Origin of the sequence: Microbacterium sp. NPDC055910 (genome assembly GCF_042271185.1) — a bacterium.
GTDB lineage: Bacteria > Actinomycetota > Actinomycetes > Actinomycetales > Microbacteriaceae > Microbacterium.
This window is the reverse complement of sequence record NZ_JBHJZS010000027.1, coordinates 10,862-23,697: the sequence shown is the minus strand read 5'-3', so window position 1 is coordinate 23,697 and position 12,836 is coordinate 10,862. Positions and strand designations below refer to the sequence as shown.

Sequence of the window (12,836 nt, the reverse complement as noted above, 5' to 3'; positions counted from 1 at the left end):
AGGCAGCGGCGGGGGATATCGCGTCCCCCGCCGCTGTCGTCTCACGTGACCGGAAGCAGCCATGACTCTCACCGCCGATCCGCGCCCGCCCGCGCTGCGCGACCGCTCGAACCGCCGATCCCGGCGGAGGTTTCCCTGGGTGCCGGCCATCATCGCCCTGGGCTTCATCCTGGGTGTCGCGGTCTTCCTCTACCCGAGCGCCGCGGCCTGGCTCACGCAGTACCAGCAGACGCAGCGGATCGACGGCTACTCGAACACCGTCCGCGATCTCAACGCCGAGTCGCGTCACCAGGCGATCCAGGATGCTCTCGCCTACAACAGCGCCCTCGTCGACGGCACGTCCGTCGTCGCCGCCGGTGAGCGCAAGCCGCAGGCCGAAGGCGGCACCGCCGCCGACGACTACGACCGGCTCCTCCGCGCCGACGCGGAAGGGCTCATGGCGCGCATCAAGATCCCCGTCATCGACCTCGATCTGCCGATCTATCACGGCACGAGCGACGACACCCTGGAGCGGGGGATCGGGCACCTCGCGGGCACCGCACTCCCCGTCGGCGGGACTGACTCGCACTCCATCCTGACGGGGCATCGTGGTCTCGCCGGTGCCGAGCTCTTCACGAGGCTCGACGAGGTCGAACTCGGCGACACCTTCACGATCGAGGTCTTCGGCGAGGTCCTGACCTATCAGGTGCGCGACAAGAAGGTCGTGCAGCCCGACCAGACCGAGACCCTGTATCCGACGCGCGGCGAGGACCTCGTCACGCTCGTGACGTGCACGCCGCTCGGCATCAACAGTCACCGCATCCTTCTCACCGCCGAACGCATCCTGCCGACGCCCTTGGCCGACATCGAGGCTGCGGGGCAGCATCCCTCAGTGCCGGGATTCCCGTGGTGGGCACTCGTCTTCGGCGGCGTCGTCATCGCCGGTTCCACCTACGTCTGGGTCATGTCACGGCCGCGCCGCGCCGCTGCGACACCGACCGAAGCGCGCGTCGCCGCACCTTCCGACGGCGGGGGATCCGCGTCACAATGAGTTCGACGGGCACCGGCCCGTCGAGCACTTCGAAGGAGACCGCGCATGGGCATCGATGACCTCGTCAACCAGGGCAAGCAGTTCCTCGACCAGAACAAGGACAAGATCGGCGACGCGCTGAAGAGCGACAAGGCCGAAGAAGTCAGCGACAACGCCCTCGGCGCCGCCGCAGACTTCGTCAAGAAGGTCGCACCGGACAGCGTCGACCAGCACGTCGACGGCGTTCGCGACAAGCTCGACGGCATGATCGGCAACGACGGCAAGGACGCCGGCGGAGTCTGACGCAGAGCGCCACGCGCACTCGACTCCCGGTGCGGCTTCCCGAAGCCTGCCGGAGAGAGGGGCTTGTGCGTCCTGTGGCCCTCCCCTAGATTGGCGCCATTCAAGCCCCAGGTCAATGAATGGAACTGAATGACGTCGTTCCGTCGTTCGGCCCGCGGCACAGCGAAGTGACGAATGCAATGGGAGAGCAATGCCGAACCACATCAGACGGAGCGCTGGTGTCGCGGGGGTGTTCGCGCTCGCGGTGAGTCTTCTCGCCGTCGGGGCCACACCTGCGCTCGCAGACGTTCCGAGCGGGAACGACGACTACAAGACCACTGTCGCCGAGTACGTCGCGGAGCGCGACCACCTCGTGGCGACCTACCCGGATCTCGCTCGCGTCGTCGAGCTGCCGGAGCCATCGTCGAAGGGCACCCCGATCTGGGGACTCGAGATCACGCGTGACGTCGACGTCCCCGACGGCAAGCCGGTCTTCGTCCAGGTCGGCACCCACCACGGCAACGAGTGGACGAGCACGGAGCTCACATGGGAGTTCGCGTGGGATCTGCTCACCAACGCCGACTCTCCCGAGTACGCGGACCTTCTGGACTCGACGCGCGTCGTCATCGTTCCGCTCGTGAACCCGGACGGCTTCGAAGCGCACACCCGCGCGACGCAGACCGGCATCGACATGAACCGCAACTACGGCTACGGCTGGATCCCGTCGGCCCGCGGCTCCGGCAACGGCACGGCGGCGTGGTCCGAGCCCGAGACGCGCAACATCCAGTGGCTGATGTCGACGCGGCAGGCGACGGTGTTCAACACGCAGCACACGTGCATCCAGGTCGTGCTCTACCCGCCCCTGCTCAAGGCCGCCGGCCTGACCCAGGACAACGACCGTCTGCACGCGCTCGCGGCCGAGATGGCCGCTGCCCTCGGCCCGACCTACACGGCCCTTCCGTCCGGATGGGACTACGAGACCAACGGCGAGGCGATCGACTGGACGTACTACGCGACCCGCGCCCTGTCGGTGACGACCGAGACGTGCCACCCCGGCGTGAACAACAGCCGTCACAACTACAAGCTCGAGGTCGGCGACTACTACCCGACGTTCAAGAACGCCGTGATCGTCGCGCTGCGCGAGACCGCCAACCCGGCTCAGCACTCGAGGATCACCGGCGTCGCGGTACCCGGGACGACGCTCGAGTTGAGCAAGGCGTTCCCCATGTACACGCGACCCCACGCACAGCCCGACGGCACGGTCGCCCCCGTGAGCTTCGAGCAGTCGCTCACGAGCGAGATGGTCGTCACGAACGCGGACGGCTCCTTCACCTGGGCGGTCAACCCGTCGGTGCGGCCGGCCGGTGCCTACACGGCCGAAGGAGTGCGCGACGTCTCGCAGCTTCCGGCCGAAGAGGCCTTCGTCACGGATGAGCCGTGGCTGCTGACCTGCACCACTCCGGACGGTGCGACGCAGACCGTCGAGGTGAACGTCGACCTGGGCCAGATCGCCGAGGTCGAGATGGCCGAGTGCGCACCCGACCCCGTGACCGCGGAGACCACGGCGCGTGCGCTCGGCGGCAAGGTCTACCTGTCGGTGTCGGCGACGAACTTCGCGCGGGTGCCTGCCGACATCAAGGTCACCACCGCATACGGGAGCAAGACGTTCACGAACGTCGCGCCCGGCACGACGGTCGCCGTCTCGGTCAACTCGCGCCTGAACGCGGTCCCGGCCGGGGAGGCGACGGTCGTCTCGACCGTCGAGATGAACGGCGAGATCACCGTCAATGTCGCGAAGGCGTCCTATGCGGCCTATCCGGCGGACTGATCGCGGTGGGAAGTGAGGCGGACGTGTCCCGGCAACGGCCGGGGCACGTCCGCCTCGATCAAGGGGGAGGAAGATGACGAAACCGGCCGACGCGCTCGCGGCGCTCATCGAGGACAGGCGACTCACTCCCATCCAGCGGCGCATCGCGCACCGGATCATGTCGGACCGGACCGACGCCGCCTACCGCAGCGCGAGCGAACTCGCCGCCCTCGCGGATGTCAGCCAGCCGTCGGTGAGCAGATTCGTGCGGACGCTCGGCTTCGGCAGCTTCCAGGAGTTCTCGCAGTTCCTGCGCCGCAGCGCCGGCACGGCATCGTCCGAGCCCGCCTCCGGTGCCGGCGAAGACCTCAACATCTACCAGCGCGCGGCGAGCGCCGAAGTCCGCAACCTCCTGAAACTGCGCGACGATCTCGCGAACCCCGAGCCGCTCCGCGCGATCGCCGGTCGACTCGTGGATTCCGGACCCCTCGTCGTCGTGGGTCTGCGCGCGTCCTCGGGACTCGCGCAGACGCTCGGATACTTCGCGGCGATCGTCCTCGCGGACGTCCGCGTCTTCACGCATTTCGACAGTGCGACGCAGGACTCGCTGGAACAGGCCCGCATGTCCGGCGCCACGTGGGCGATCCTGCTGGCGCTGCCGCGCTATCCGGCTGAGATCGTCGAGGTCGCGCGCTTCGCGAAATCCATCGGGCTCCGTGTGCTCGCGATCACCGACTCGCCGTACACGGCCCTCACCGAGTTGGCCGACGATCGACTTGTCGCACCCGTGGGCAATCAGCTCGTGTTCGACTCCCACGTCGTGCCGACGATGCTGTGCATGTCGTTGCTCGAGGCGATCGTCGAGGTCAGCCCGGAGTCGACTCAGCACCGCCTGGAGTCCTTCGAGGAGTCCGTCGTCGCCCGGCGGGTGTTCATGGGGCCGTGACGCGTCCCACGTCGTCGTCGCCGACGTCCATCTACGTGCTCCATCCAAACGAAAGGACCAGCGTGCTGCTCTCCGACCTCTCACCGCTCGGCCGCAACGGCGCGACCGGCGGCTACAACAGATTCGCGTGGGGTCCATCCGAGCTCGCGGCACGCGAGTGGTTCGTCGGCCGTGCGGGCGATCTCGGGCTCGACGTCGACGTCGACCGCAACGGAAACCTCTGGGCGTGGTGGGATGCGCACCTCCCCGGAAAGGCCTTCGTGTGCGGGTCGCATCTCGACAGCGTTCCCGAAGGTGGCCTGTGGGACGGCCCCCTCGGTGTCGCGGCGGCGTTCGCCGCCGTCGGCGAGCTGATGGCCTCCGGCATCCGTCCGCGGCGTCCGATCGCCGTCGTCGCGTTCTCGGACGAAGAGGGCTCACGGTTCGGAACGGCATGCCTCGGCTCGCGCCTGATGACCGGATCGCTCACGGCCGACCGTGCGCTGCGACTTTCGGACGCCGACGGGACGACGCTCGCCGAGGTGCTCGGCAGGAACGGGCACACGCCGGAGCACATCGGAGCCGACCACGCCCTCCTCGCCAGGATCGGCGAATTCGTGGAGGTCCATGTCGAGCAGGGTCATATGCCCGTGGAGTCGGAGCGGGGCGCCGGTCTCGCATCGCTCGGACAGCCGCTCGGCATCGCCACGGCGATCTGGCCCCACGGCCGCTGGCGCATGGATCTCGCGGGTGTGGCCAATCACGCGGGAACGACACCGCTCGACGCGCGCACCGACCCGGTGCTCAAGATGGCGCAGGGCATCCTGGCCGTCCGGTCGGCGGCAGAGGAGCTCGGCGTGCTCGCCACGGTGGGGCGCGTCGACGTCGAGCCCGGCGCGGTCAACGCCATCGCGTCGCGTGCGCGGCTGTGGATCGACGCCCGGGGCGCGGATGCGGAGCGCGTGCGCGCCCTCACCCGCAGCATCCAGCACCGCATGGGGGAGCCCGTCGTGGAAGAGAGCTGGACGCCCGTCGTCTTCTTCGATCCGGGGGTGGCGGAGACGATCGACGCCGCGGTGGGGCGGGCGCTGCCCCGGCTGCCGTCCGGTGCGGGCCACGACGCGGGGGTCCTCGCGCTCGCCGGCATCCCCACGGCGATGATCCTCGTGCGCAATGTCACGGGTGTCTCCCATTCGCCCGAAGAACACGTGGACGACTCCGACGCGGCGATCGCGGTGCAGGCTCTGCGTTCGCTCATGACCGCGCGCGCCGCCTGAGACGATGGGCACCTTCTGGCTCGAGCACGCGGCCATCGGCGACGACGTCGTCGCCGGCGTGCGACTGATCGAGCGGGACGGCATCATCGTCGACCACGTCGTGGAGGAATCCCCCCGCGAGGGGGATGCGCAGCTGCGCGGTCTGACCGTGCCGGGGTTCGCCAACGCGCACTCCCATGCGTTCCACCGCGTCCTGCGGGGGCGCCTCAGTCACGACGCCGGCGACTTCTGGAGCTGGCGGACGCTCATGTACCACGCCGTCACGCGACTGGATGTCGACCTCTACCGGCGGACGGCGACGGCCGTCTACGCGGAGATGGTGCTCGCCGGCTACACCGTGGTGGGCGAGTTCCACTACGTGCACCATCGGCCCGACGGGCGCCCGCACGACGTCGTCAACGCGATGGGGCACGCCCTCATCGAGGCCGCGCGGGATGCCGGGATCCGCCTCACGCTCCTGGACACCATGTACTTGCGCGGAGGACTCGACGAGGACGGCCGTTCCGTGCCGCTGGAGCCGGCGCAGCGCCGGTTCTCGGACCGCGACGTCGAGGGATGGTTCGCGCGACATGACGGGCTGTCGGCGGGTCCGCTCGTGCAGATCGGCGCAGCGATCCACTCCGTCCGCGCCGTGGATGTGCGCGGACTCGGACGGATCGCCGCCCGGTTGCAGCAGCGCCCCGTGCACGCGCATGTCTCCGAGCAGCCCCGGGAGAACCAGCAGGCGCGCGCGGCGTACGGCTGCACGCCCGTGCGGGCTCTCGAAGAAGCCGGTCTCCTGGGTCCCGCCTTCACCGCCGTCCACGCGACCCACCTCACCGACGAGGATGTGCAGGCGCTCGCGTCGAGCGGGAGCACGGTCTGCTTCTGTCCGACCACCGAGCGCGACCTCGCCGACGGCATCGGCCCCGCACGCGTGCTCGTGGAGGCGGGGGTCAGGCTCGCGATCGGCAGCGACCAGCACGTCATCGTCGATCCCTTCGACGAGCTGCGCGCCCTCGAGGGCCACGAGCGGCTCGCCTCGGGCAGACGCAGCAACTTCTCGCCGTCGCAGCTGCAGCGCATCGGCGGCGCGAACGGCTACGCGTCACTGGGCTGGAACGGCGGCCGGATCGAGCGCGGCGCGGTGTGCGATCTCGTGACGATCGACACGCGGAGCGTGCGCACCGCGGGGGCTCTGCCGGATCAGGTCTGGCTGAGCGCCGCGGCATCCGACGTGCGCGACGTCGTCGTCGCGGGCCGGCCCGTCGTCGCGAACGGGCGGCACCGTCTCGGTGACGTCGATGAGATGCTGGCGGCTGTCGTGGACGAGGTCTTCCACTGAGCAGGGATGCCACTTCCCGCCCGCGCGGAACGGTACTCGGGGGCCGTGGGAACCGGGGCGCCGGGCACCTGTTGTCGCGACACGCCCGAGTTTGCGACACGCCCGGGCTGCACGTACACTAGTGAGGTTCCACATTCCGACGTGCCTTCGCTGTGCAGGTCGGATCACTGCCAGGGCAGTGCATAGGCGGCGCGAGAGCGCAGAGTCCTAGGCCGCGGGCAGCAGAACACCAATCCACTCCCTCGACAGGTTCGAGCACCGGGATGCCCGGAGATCGAACTGCACGTATGCGTGCGGTCGGGGAGGGAGCCGGAGGCGCAGGCCGCCGGTTTGACACGAGAACAGTGGTGCACCAGTGCCAGGGCGTGCAAGCGCCGCAGTGCGTCCAATGCCCCCGGGGTCCCCGGGCCGGTAAGACGCGGATAGAGAGTGAGCAGACAATGGCGGGACAGAAGATCCGCATTCGCCTGAAGTCGTACGACCACGCCGGCCTCGATTCGTCGGCCCGCAAGATCGTCGACACCGTGACCCGTGCGGGCGCGACCGTCGTGGGCCCCGTGCCCCTTCCGACCGAGAAGAACGTCGTGTGCGTCATCCGGTCGCCCCACAAGTACAAGGACAGCCGCGAGCACTTCGAGATGCGCACCCACAAGCGCCTCATCGACATCATCGACCCGACGCCCAAGGCCGTCGACTCGCTGATGCGTCTCGACCTCCCGGCCGACGTCAACATCGAGATCAAGCTCTGAGGTCGACATGGCTGATATCAACTCTAAGGTTTCCAAGGGCCTGCTGGGCACGAAGCTCGGCATGACCCAGGTTTGGGACGAGAACGGCAAGGTCGTTCCCGTCACCGTCATCGAGGTGGCACCGAACGTCGTCACCCAGGTGCGCACGCCCGAGAAGGACGGCTACAAGGCCGTCCAGATCGCCTACGGCCAGATCGACCCCCGCAAGGTCAATAAGCCGCAGACCGCCCACTTCGAGGCCGCCGGCGTGACGCCGCGTCGCCACCTCACCGAGATCCGCACGGCGGATGCTGCTGACTACTCACTCGGTCAGGAGCTCACGGTCGACGGTGTCTTCGAAGCCGGTCAGCTCGTCGACGTCGTCGGCACGAGCAAGGGCAAGGGCACCGCGGGTGTCATGAAGCGCCACAACTTCAAGGGCGTCTCGGCATCTCACGGTGCACACCGCAACCACCGCAAGCCCGGTTCGATCGGCGCCTCGTCGACCCCGAGCCGTGTCTTCAAGGGCATGCGCATGGCCGGCCGTATGGGTGGCGAGCGCGTGACCGTCCTCAACCTCACGGTGCACGCCGTCGACGCCGAGAAGGGTCTGCTGCTCGTCAAGGGCGCCGTCCCCGGCGCGCGTGGCCGCATCGTCTACGTCCGCAACGCAGTGAAGGGTGCCTGAACTCATGGCTGACTCGACTCTCGCGCTCGACGTGCGCAAGTCCGACGGCAAGAAGGCCGGCTCCGTGGAGCTGCCCGCCGCGATCTTCGACGTCAAGACGAACATCCCGCTGATCCACCAGGTCGTCGTCGCGCAGCGCGCGGCGGCTCGCCAGGGCACGCACGCGACCAAGACCCGAGGCGACGTCTCGGGCTCGGGCCGCAAGCCGTTCAAGCAGAAGGGCACCGGTAACGCCCGTCAGGGTTCGGTGCGCATGCCGCAGCACCGCGGCGGTGGCACCGTCCACGGCCCGCAGCCGCGTGACTACTCGCAGCGCACGCCCAAGAAGATGATCGCCGCCGCGCTCCTCGGTGCGCTGAGCGACCGCGTCCGCGGCGAGCGTCTTCACGTCGTGGAGTCCTTCGGCATCGAAGGCGCCCCCTCGACGAAGGCCGCTGCCGCCGTCCTCGCCGGCTTCGGCGCGGCCAAGAACGTCCTGATCGTCATCGACCGTGACGACGAGCTCAGCATCCGCAGCCTGCGCAACCTCGCATACGTGCACGTGCTGACCTTCGACCAGCTGAACGCCTACGACGTGATCGTCTCGGACGACATCGTCTTCACCAAGGCCGCCTTCGACGCGTTTGTCTCGACCAAGCTCGACACAAGTGCCGCTGCGAAGTCCGGCGCCACCACCGTGAGCACCGAGGAGGTCTCGGCATGAGCACCGTGAACAAGGACCCGCGCGACATCATCCTGAAGCCGGTCGTCTCCGAGAAGAGCTACGGGCTCATCGACGAGGGCAAGTACACGTTCCTCGTGGACCCCCGCTCGACGAAGACCGAGATCAAGCTCGCCATCGAGAAGATCTTCGGCGTCAAGGTCGTCGCGGTCAACACGATCAACCGCGTCGGCAAGTCCCGCCGCACCCGCTTCGGCACGGGCAAGCGCAAGGACACCAAGCGCGCCATCGTGACGCTCAAGTCGGGCACCATCGACATCTTCACGGCAGTCGGCTGACGGTCGGGATAGAGGACTAGAGAACAATGGCTATTCGCAAGTACAAGCCCACGACCCCGGGTCGCCGCGGCTCGTCGGTGGCTGACTTCGCCGAGATCACCCGATCGACGCCTGAGAAGTCGCTCCTTCGCCCGCTGAGCAAGACCGGTGGCCGCAACAACCAGGGCCGCATCACGACGCGTCACATCGGTGGCGGCCACAAGCGCCAGTACCGACTGATCGACTTCCGTCGCAACGACAAGGACGGCGTCAACGCCAAGGTCGCTCACATCGAGTACGACCCCAACCGCACCGCGCGCATCGCGCTGCTGCACTACTTCGACGGCGAGAAGCGCTACATCCTCGCGCCGAACAAGCTGAAGCAGGGCGACATCGTCGAGTCGGGTGCCGGCGCCGACATCAAGCCCGGCAACAACCTGCCGCTGCGCAACATCCCCACCGGTACCGTGATCCACGCGATCGAGCTCCGCCCCGGCGGCGGCGCGAAGATGGCGCGTTCGGCCGGTGTGTCGGTGCGTCTCGTCGCCAAGGACGGCCCCTACGCGCAGCTTCGTCTGCCGTCGGGCGAGATCCGCAACGTCGACGCGCGCTGCCGTGCGACGATCGGCGAGGTCGGCAACGCCGAGCAGTCGAACATCAACTGGGGCAAGGCCGGCCGCAACCGCTGGAAGGGCATCCGCCCGACCGTCCGCGGTGTCGCGATGAACCCGGTCGACCACCCGCACGGTGGTGGCGAGGGCAAGACGTCCGGTGGACGCCACCCCGTCTCCCCCTGGGGTCAGGCAGAGGGTCGCACCCGCCACCCCAACAAGGAGAGCGACAAGTACATCGTCCGCCGTCGCAACGCCGGCAAGAAGCGCAAGTAGGAGTAGAGGATGCCTCGCAGCCTTAAGAAGGGCCCCTTCGTCGACGAGCACCTGCTTCGCAAGGTCGTCTCCCAGAACGAAGCCGGTTCCAAGAACGTCATCAAGACCTGGTCCCGTCGCTCGATGATCATCCCGGCCATGCTGGGTCACACGATCGCCGTGCACGACGGTCGCAAGCACATCCCTGTGTTCGTGAGCGAGACCATGGTCGGTCACAAACTGGGCGAATTCGCGCCTACCCGCACCTTCCGCGGCCACGAGAAGGACGACAAGAAGGGTCGCCGCCGCTGACGCGGGGCGCTCTCGACAGAGATTAGGAGGAGAAGCAATGGTGGATTCCATCGCACGCGTGAAGCACATCCGCGTGACCCCTCAGAAGGCTCGCCGTGTCGTCGCTCTCATCAAGGGCAAGCAGGCTCAGGAGGCCTTGGCCATCCTGAAGTTCGCTCCGCAGGGCGCCAGTGAGCCGATCTACAAGCTCGTCGCCGCTGCCATCGCGAATGCTCGCGTGAAGGCGGACAAGGACGGCGAGTTCCTGGACGAGCAGGACCTGTACGTGGCCAACGCGTACGTCGACGAGGGCACGACGCTCAAGCGTTTCCAGCCCCGCGCTCAGGGTCGCGCTTTCCAGATCAAGAAGCGCACGAGCCACATCACGGTCGTGCTCTCCACGCCCGAGGTCGCAGACGCGGCTCCGGCAGCGTCGACAAGCTCAACGACCGGTAAGAAGAAGGCGAGCAAGTAATGGGCCAGAAAGTCAACCCGTACGGCTTCCGCCTCGGGATCACCACCGACCACGTGTCGCGCTGGTTTTCCGACTCGACGAAGCCCGGCCAGCGCTACGCGGACTACGTGGCCGAGGACATCAAGATCCGCAAGCTGCTGCAGAAGAACCTCGACCGCGCGGGCGTCAGCAACATCGAGATCGAGCGCACGCGTGACCGCGTTCGCGTCGACATCCACACCGCCCGCCCGGGCATCGTGATCGGCCGCCGCGGCGCCGAGGCCGAGCGCATCCGCGCCGACCTCGAGAAGCTCACCGGCAAGCAGATCCAGCTCAACATCCTCGAGGTCAAGAACCCCGAGGCCGACGCGCAGCTGGTCGCCCAGGGCGTGGCCGAGCAGCTCTCCGCTCGCGTGGCGTTCCGCCGCGCGATGCGCAAGGGTCTGCAGGGCGCGCAGCGCGCCGGCGCCAAGGGTGTCCGCATCCAGGTGTCGGGCCGCCTCGGCGGCGCCGAGATGAGCCGTTCGGAGTTCTACCGCGAAGGCCGTGTGCCGCTGCACACGCTCCGCGCGAACATCGACTACGGCTTCTACGAGGCCAAGACCACCTTCGGCCGCATCGGCGTGAAGGTCTGGATCTACAAGGGCGACCTCACCAACAAGGAACTCGCGCGCGAGCAGGCGAATGCGCCGAAGGCACCCCGCGGTCGTGACGACCGTGGCGGCGACCGTCGCCGTGGCCCCCGCAACGAGGCCCCCGTCGCAGAAGGAGCGTCTGCCTGATGCTTATTCCCCGCAAGGTCAAGTACCGCAAGCAGCACCACCCGGGTCGCTCCGGCCAGGCCTCCGGCGGCACCAAGGTGTCGTTCGGTGAGTTCGGCATCCAGGCGCTCACGCCCGCGTACGTGACGAACCGTCAGATCGAGTCCGCTCGTATCGCGATGACCCGTCACATCAAGCGTGGCGGCAAGGTGTGGATCAACATCTACCCCGACCGCCCGCTCACCAAGAAGCCCGCCGAGACCCGCATGGGTTCGGGTAAGGGCTCGCCGGAATGGTGGGTCGCGAACGTCAAGCCGGGCCGCGTCCTCTTCGAGGTCGCCGGTGTCAGCGAGGAACTCGCTCGCGAAGCCCTCACCCGGGCAATCCACAAGCTGCCGCTCAAGGCACGCATCATCAAGCGCGAGGAGGGCGACGCGTAATGGCGATCGGCACCAAGACGCTCGCCCCGAGCGAGCTCGACACGTTCGAAGACCAGCGCCTGGTCGAAGAGCTGCGCAAGGCCAAGGAAGAGCTGTTCAACCTGCGCTTCCAGTCGGCCACCGGCCAGCTCGAGAGCCACGGCCGCATCCGTGCGGTCAAGCGCGACATCGCGCGGCTCTACACCGTCATCCGTGAGCGCGAGCTCGGCATCCGTGCCACGCCCGCACCGCTGGAGACGGCGACGAAGGCGAAGAAGACCAAGGCCAAGAAGGCGGATGCCGCTGACGAGGCGACGAAGGAAGAGGCTGAGTGATGGCCACCAAGAAGGCTGAAGAAGCCGTCGTGACCGGTCACGAATCGGCTGAGCACGACGTGCGCGACGTGGACGCCCGCGGTTACCGCAAGTCGCGCCGCGGCTACGTCGTGAGCGACAAGATGGACAAGACGATCGTCGTCGAGGTCGAGGACCGCGTGAAGCACCCCCTCTACGGCAAGGTCATCCGTCGCACGTCCAAGGTCAAGGCACACGATGAGGGCAACACCGCCGGCATCGGCGACCTGGTCGTCATCAACGAGACCCGCCCGCTGAGCGCCACCAAGCGCTGGCGCCTCGTGGAGATTCTGGAGAAGGCCAAGTGATTCAGAACGAATCCCGCATCAAGGTCGCCGACAACACCGGCGCGAAGGAGCTGCTCACCATCCGCGTGCTCGGCGGCTCCGCACGTCGCTACGCCGGCGTGGGCGACATCATCGTCGCGACGGTCAAGGACGCGATCCCCGGCGGAAACGTCAAGAAGGGCGACATCGTCAAGGCTGTCGTCGTCCGCACCGTCAAGTCCACCCGTCGTCCCGACGGTTCCTACATCAAGTTCGACGAGAACGCCGCCGTCATCCTGAAGAGCGACGGGGAGCCTCGCGGCACCCGCATCTTCGGACCGGTCGGTCGTGAGCTTCGTGACAAGAAGTTCATGAAGATCGTCTCGCTCGCCCCGGAGGTCATTTGAT

Annotated in this window: 18 protein-coding genes; all 18 read left to right on the top strand. The window is 67.9% G+C overall.

All coding sequences use genetic code 11. From position 1 onward, the window contains the following. Window positions 1–61: 61 nt before the first annotated feature. The 18 genes from ACFC3F_RS11475 (at window position 62) to rplN (ending at window position 12,835) form a co-directional block, all read left to right on the top strand. Complete coding sequence (locus tag ACFC3F_RS11475) at window positions 62–1,030, top strand: class C sortase (RefSeq protein ID WP_376129528.1); 969 nt, start codon at window positions 62–64, stop codon at window positions 1,028–1,030. 45 nt (window positions 1,031–1,075) lie between these two features. After that, window positions 1,076–1,312: a hypothetical protein gene (locus tag ACFC3F_RS11470; RefSeq protein WP_376129525.1), complete on the top strand. Its 237-nt coding sequence runs from the start codon at window positions 1,076–1,078 to the stop codon at window positions 1,310–1,312. A 190-nt stretch (window positions 1,313–1,502) separates the two neighbouring features. After that, window positions 1,503–3,119 (top strand): M14 family zinc carboxypeptidase, encoded by a 1,617-nt coding sequence (locus ACFC3F_RS11465; RefSeq protein WP_376129522.1) that lies wholly within the window; start codon window positions 1,503–1,505, stop codon window positions 3,117–3,119. Window positions 3,120–3,192: 73 nt separating this feature from the next. Then, a complete protein-coding gene (locus ACFC3F_RS11460) occupies window positions 3,193–4,044 on the top strand; it encodes a MurR/RpiR family transcriptional regulator (RefSeq protein WP_376129519.1) in 852 nt (283 codons plus the stop codon). A gap of 62 nt (window positions 4,045–4,106) precedes the next feature. Next, the gene (locus tag ACFC3F_RS11455) at window positions 4,107–5,300 is read left to right on the top strand and encodes an allantoate amidohydrolase (protein WP_376129517.1); all 1,194 of its coding nucleotides are present in this window, start codon (window positions 4,107–4,109) and stop codon (window positions 5,298–5,300) included. A gap of 4 nt (window positions 5,301–5,304) precedes the next feature. Continuing rightward, window positions 5,305–6,624, top strand: coding sequence for a formimidoylglutamate deiminase (locus tag ACFC3F_RS11450; protein WP_376129514.1), 1,320 nt, complete (start codon window positions 5,305–5,307; stop codon window positions 6,622–6,624). A 440-nt stretch (window positions 6,625–7,064) separates the two neighbouring features. After that, a complete protein-coding gene (gene rpsJ, locus ACFC3F_RS11445; protein WP_013584016.1) occupies window positions 7,065–7,373 on the top strand; it encodes a 30S ribosomal protein S10 in 309 nt (102 codons plus the stop codon). Between the two features lie 7 nt (window positions 7,374–7,380). Then, entirely contained in the window at window positions 7,381–8,040 is a 660-nt protein-coding gene (rplC, locus tag ACFC3F_RS11440) for a 50S ribosomal protein L3 (RefSeq protein WP_376129512.1), read from the top strand. 4 nt (window positions 8,041–8,044) lie between these two features. Then, a complete protein-coding gene (rplD, locus tag ACFC3F_RS11435; protein WP_376129509.1) occupies window positions 8,045–8,743 on the top strand; it encodes a 50S ribosomal protein L4 in 699 nt (232 codons plus the stop codon). Then, on the top strand, window positions 8,740–9,039 hold the full coding sequence (gene rplW / locus ACFC3F_RS11430; RefSeq protein WP_376129507.1) for a 50S ribosomal protein L23: 300 nt from the start codon (window positions 8,740–8,742) through the stop codon (window positions 9,037–9,039). The genes rplD and rplW overlap by 4 nt, the downstream gene beginning before the upstream one ends. 26 nt (window positions 9,040–9,065) lie before the next feature. Further along, window positions 9,066–9,905, top strand: a complete 840-nt coding sequence (rplB, locus tag ACFC3F_RS11425; RefSeq protein ID WP_376129504.1) for a 50S ribosomal protein L2 — start codon at window positions 9,066–9,068, stop codon at window positions 9,903–9,905. Between the two features lie 9 nt (window positions 9,906–9,914). Continuing rightward, window positions 9,915–10,196, top strand: a complete 282-nt coding sequence (gene rpsS, locus ACFC3F_RS11420) for a 30S ribosomal protein S19 (protein ID WP_248170013.1) — start codon at window positions 9,915–9,917, stop codon at window positions 10,194–10,196. A gap of 37 nt (window positions 10,197–10,233) precedes the next feature. Next, a complete protein-coding gene (rplV, locus tag ACFC3F_RS11415) occupies window positions 10,234–10,650 on the top strand; it encodes a 50S ribosomal protein L22 (protein ID WP_376129501.1) in 417 nt (138 codons plus the stop codon). Continuing rightward, window positions 10,650–11,411, top strand: coding sequence for a 30S ribosomal protein S3 (gene rpsC, locus ACFC3F_RS11410; RefSeq protein ID WP_376129499.1), 762 nt, complete (start codon window positions 10,650–10,652; stop codon window positions 11,409–11,411). Before rplV ends, rpsC begins: the two co-directional genes overlap by 1 nt. After that, window positions 11,411–11,830 (top strand): 50S ribosomal protein L16, encoded by a 420-nt coding sequence (gene rplP / locus ACFC3F_RS11405; RefSeq protein ID WP_376129497.1) that lies wholly within the window; start codon window positions 11,411–11,413, stop codon window positions 11,828–11,830. Before rpsC ends, rplP begins: the two co-directional genes overlap by 1 nt. Beyond that, window positions 11,830–12,144, top strand: coding sequence for a 50S ribosomal protein L29 (gene rpmC / locus ACFC3F_RS11400; protein WP_159846875.1), 315 nt, complete (start codon window positions 11,830–11,832; stop codon window positions 12,142–12,144). The genes rplP and rpmC overlap by 1 nt, the downstream gene beginning before the upstream one ends. Then, window positions 12,144–12,470, top strand: a complete 327-nt coding sequence (gene rpsQ, locus ACFC3F_RS11395; protein ID WP_376129494.1) for a 30S ribosomal protein S17 — start codon at window positions 12,144–12,146, stop codon at window positions 12,468–12,470. The genes rpmC and rpsQ overlap by 1 nt, the downstream gene beginning before the upstream one ends. After that, complete coding sequence (rplN, locus tag ACFC3F_RS11390; RefSeq protein ID WP_376129491.1) at window positions 12,467–12,835, top strand: 50S ribosomal protein L14; 369 nt, start codon at window positions 12,467–12,469, stop codon at window positions 12,833–12,835. The genes rpsQ and rplN overlap by 4 nt, the downstream gene beginning before the upstream one ends. Window position 12,836: the final 1 nt, after the last annotated feature.